Raw genomic sequence first — 441 nt, 5'->3', positions numbered from 1 at the left:
GTGCTGGGCATCCTGGCCGGCTTCATGGCACCGCTGTGGCTGTCCGCCGGCAGCGGCAATCACGTGGGGCTGTTCAGCTATTACGCGGTGCTCAACGCAGGCATTTTCGCCATCGCCTGGTTCCGCCCTTGGCGCGCGCTGAACCTGCTGGGCTTCGCCTTCACTTTCGGCATCGGCACCTTCTGGGGCGTGCTGCAGTACGTACCGGACAAGTTCAGCAGCACTGAGCCGTTCCTGCTGTTGTTCTTCGTGTTCTACCTGCTGATCCCGCTGCTGTACGCGCGCCGCCAGCCGGCCAGCCGGCGCGATCTGATCGATGGCAGCCTGGTGTTCGGCACGCCGCTGGTCGCATTCTCGTTGCAGGCAGGCATGCTGCACGAACAACCGATGACGCTGGCACTATGCGCGCTGGGCCTGGCCGCGATCTACGCGGTACTGGCA

Annotated in this window: 1 protein-coding gene; it reads left to right on the top strand. The window is 64.6% G+C overall.

Going from position 1 to position 441, the window contains the following annotated elements:
- A partial coding sequence (locus D7X55_RS46545) for a DUF2339 domain-containing protein (protein WP_121725762.1) occupies positions 1 to 441 on the top strand: 441 nt, incomplete at both ends.

It is taken from the genome of Corallococcus sp. AB049A (assembly GCF_003668885.1).
In the GTDB taxonomy this organism is placed as follows: Bacteria; Myxococcota; Myxococcia; order Myxococcales; family Myxococcaceae; genus Corallococcus; species Corallococcus interemptor.
This window is presented reverse-complemented; position numbering and strand designations above follow the sequence as displayed.